This window comes from Vibrio ouci (genome assembly GCF_004551525.1).
Lineage (GTDB): Bacteria > Pseudomonadota > Gammaproteobacteria > Enterobacterales > Vibrionaceae > Vibrio > Vibrio ouci.
On record NZ_SATR01000113.1, the window covers coordinates 1 to 2,913 of the forward strand.

5 protein-coding genes are annotated in these 2,913 nt (G+C 39.4%); 4 read left to right on the forward strand and 1 reads right to left on the reverse strand.

Annotated features, from left to right (window positions below; translation table 11 throughout):
* The 4 genes from ELS82_RS26520 to ELS82_RS23940 form a co-directional block, all read left to right on the forward strand.
* On the forward strand, positions 1-185 hold a 185-nt coding region (locus ELS82_RS26520; RefSeq protein ID WP_167489510.1), incomplete at its 5' end, for a hypothetical protein.
* Between the two features lie 129 nt (positions 186-314).
* The gene (locus ELS82_RS23930) at positions 315-722 is read left to right on the forward strand and encodes a DUF6010 family protein (RefSeq protein ID WP_134837644.1); all 408 of its coding nucleotides are present in this window, start codon (positions 315-317) and stop codon (positions 720-722) included.
* A 213-nt stretch (positions 723-935) separates the two neighbouring features.
* Positions 936-1,595: a GIY-YIG nuclease family protein gene (locus ELS82_RS23935; protein ID WP_134837645.1), complete on the forward strand. Its 660-nt coding sequence runs from the start codon at positions 936-938 to the stop codon at positions 1,593-1,595.
* A 217-nt stretch (positions 1,596-1,812) separates the two neighbouring features.
* A complete protein-coding gene (locus ELS82_RS23940) occupies positions 1,813-2,622 on the forward strand; it encodes a hypothetical protein (RefSeq protein WP_134837646.1) in 810 nt (269 codons plus the stop codon).
* Between the two features lie 8 nt (positions 2,623-2,630).
* Here the strand turns inward: ELS82_RS23940 and ELS82_RS26745 are convergent.
* The coding region (locus ELS82_RS26745) for a hypothetical protein (protein ID WP_208733278.1) at positions 2,631-2,913 on the reverse strand (283 nt) is incomplete at its 5' end.

Sequence of the window (2,913 nt, forward strand, 5' to 3'; positions counted from 1 at the left end):
GGGTTTTGGCAGGATCTGAACGACCAATTAAACGGCATGATCAAAAGCTTCAAGCGTATTTCAATCGTTGTAAATTTCAAAAAGTATCTTTTGAATTAGCAAAAGAAAACATGGCTAAATTGAAAATGCCAGTTAGTTTTTTAGACGCCAAATCTATCGTTTCTGACTGGGTTGACGCTGGTTAGAAGTAAGTTCACCTAACAAAGCGTTTAAGACGGATTCACAACGCTTGGCATTTTTGGTTTGAATCAGCTTTTGTGGTCGCGTTGTTCACCACTTAACGCGGCGTTATGCAATTAGAGGAAATTACAGCAATGGAAGTAATATTTTGGCTAGTTTTTGGTGTAATTGCTAGTGCCGTGCTGATCAAGTTTGTGCATCATAAACCTTCGGAATCGCGTCTTAAAATCCTTGGCTATGCGTTGATAATTGCTGCTCTCATCTATGTACTTTTTGCAGTTCTAGCCTCAAACCTAGTTTGGATCGGCATCGAGTCTCTAGGTGTGTTGTTATACGGTGCTTTCTTTGTTCTTTCAAAAAGTCGTAGCTCCAATTTGTTAGCTGTCGGGTGGTTACTTCATCCTGTTTGGGACGTTGGTCTCCACTTGTCAGGTTCGGGGAGTATTGTCGCTCCCGAGTGGTACGTAGTAATGTGCATTTCTTTCGATATTACAGTAGCTTGTTATTTGTTAGCTCAGGCGCGTGTTGGAAAAATTGCATAACAAACAATTCAAGCTGATTCGCAACGCTCGGCGCTTTCGGTTTCAATTAGTTTGGTGATTTCGGCGAAGTGTTTGAGTATGGTGGCAGTGTTGCTCACAACTTAATTGGGCGTTATGCCACTCCGTAGTGGGGAGCATATGCTGCCATTCGCTGCTGTTAACATATAATGTATAATCGTGAAAACAAAAACTTAGTTTAATGCCAGAGCATATATGACATTTGTAAAGTTCGTAAGAACCAGAGTTCAAGCTGATGAACCTGTAATTGGGTTTGGTGATAATCGATTTCAGTATTCAGCTGTGTTTACTAAAATTGCAGAGTTGAACAAGTACAGTCAAGTTGAGTACTTTATTGATGAAGAGAACCGTAAAATTGGGTTCAAATTCTACGATGCGTTTGATAGTAGGGATAGTTACTCTCTGGGAGGGAAAAGTAACTATTATCGAAGTGCAGCTGCTGATCTTATAAAAAGGTATTTGTGGGTCAAGAAAGTTGCAGAATCTGAGAATTCGGAAGACAAAAAGTTTGTTGCACGAAAATCCCAAGGCATGTGGGTAATTCAATTGGCACCAGCTTTCGAGTTGACAGTGAACAGAGACTCGTGCCCAAAAGCTTTACCTGATGACTATGGTATATATCGTTACATTAGCGATGATGGTCAAATTGTTTACATTGGAAAAGGCAATATAAAACGTAGATTTGGCGTCCCTGAAAGAAAGGACTGGAATTTCAATAGGATCGAGTATTCTTTGATACCCAGCGATGCTGAACAATTTGAGTGGGAAGCCTACTGGATTGAAAAATTTAAAGAAAACAACAATGGATTTCTGCCATATTACAACAAAGTTAGTGGGCATAGTGACAAGTCGTAAAGTGGCATAACAAGCAATTTAAGAGGGATTCACAACGCTTGGCACTTTCACTTCAAGCCAGTTTAGTGTTTATGGCACAATGCTTTAGGTTGGGTGGAGGCGTTGTTCCCCCCTTAATTGGGCGTTAGGGCTCCAGCCTTTAGTTATTATATTCAATAAGTTGAAAGTGATGATATAATTGTAGTTTTCCGATACACAGTTTATATGGGTGACTTCATTGAGTATCAAAGACAAGCTCAAGTTCCTCAAAGCAAACGAGCATAATATCTACGTAATTCATTATTCGTGCGAAAACCTAAACGACAACAATGAAAACATTTCCCCTCGCGTTACTTCTATCGCAGTGTTACATCTTCAAAGCCATACTATGCATAGTTTTTCAATCCATCTAGTGGCTGAAAAAAAGCACATTGGTAGAGACAAAATTGCAGACAACTATAATGAATTAGAAAAGCAAATGTTGGCTGAGTTTTACTCATTTGTACGCGATAACAATGGTGCATTATGGTTGCACTGGAACATGTCCAACATCAACTATGGTTTTGAGGCATTGTCTCACCGATATGAAGTTCTATCAGGTGAAAGAGGTGTTAGAATCCAAGATTCAAGCAAGCATAACCTATCTAGTCTTATTATCGAAAAGTATGGCAAAGATAGTATTGCTCACCCAAGAATGAAAACTCTTCAGAAATTAAACGATGGCAATCATCGAGATAACCTAAGTGGTGAAGAAGAGGTCAAAGCGTTTGAAGACAAAGAATTTGTAAGGCTCCATAAATCAACAATGTCAAAGGCTTATTGGTTCCAGTCGATGTATTTCTTACTGCAGAGAGGTAAGGTAAAGGTATCTAACTATAACGTATCTCAAAAGCTTAATAACTATATGGAGAAGCCATTTGTAAAACTGCTGAGCTTCTTGGCTGTTATTTTTACGCTCGCGCAAGCAGGGCAGTTAGCATACGCTAAATATAGTACTTCGCAAGAAGGAAATTTCTCTAAGATTGAGCAGCCGCTAGAAAAGCCCTAACAAGCAATTTAAGAGGGATTCACAACGCTTGGCACTTTTGCTTCTACTTCAGTTTTAGTGTTTATGGCACAATGCTTTAGGTTTGGGTGGAGGCGTTGTTCACCCCTTAATTGGGCGTTAGCTATCTTTTCAACTTTGGGCACAAAGTCGAATGTMTTAAGTAAGAATACAAACTTACTTAGTGCTTTTGGTATTCTTAGTATGTCGTTTTCCATGCGTGCGTCAATCTCAATGGAGGCAGTACGAATATTAGGTTTTGTGAAAAGTGCGAGAGAGAAACTGAACATACAG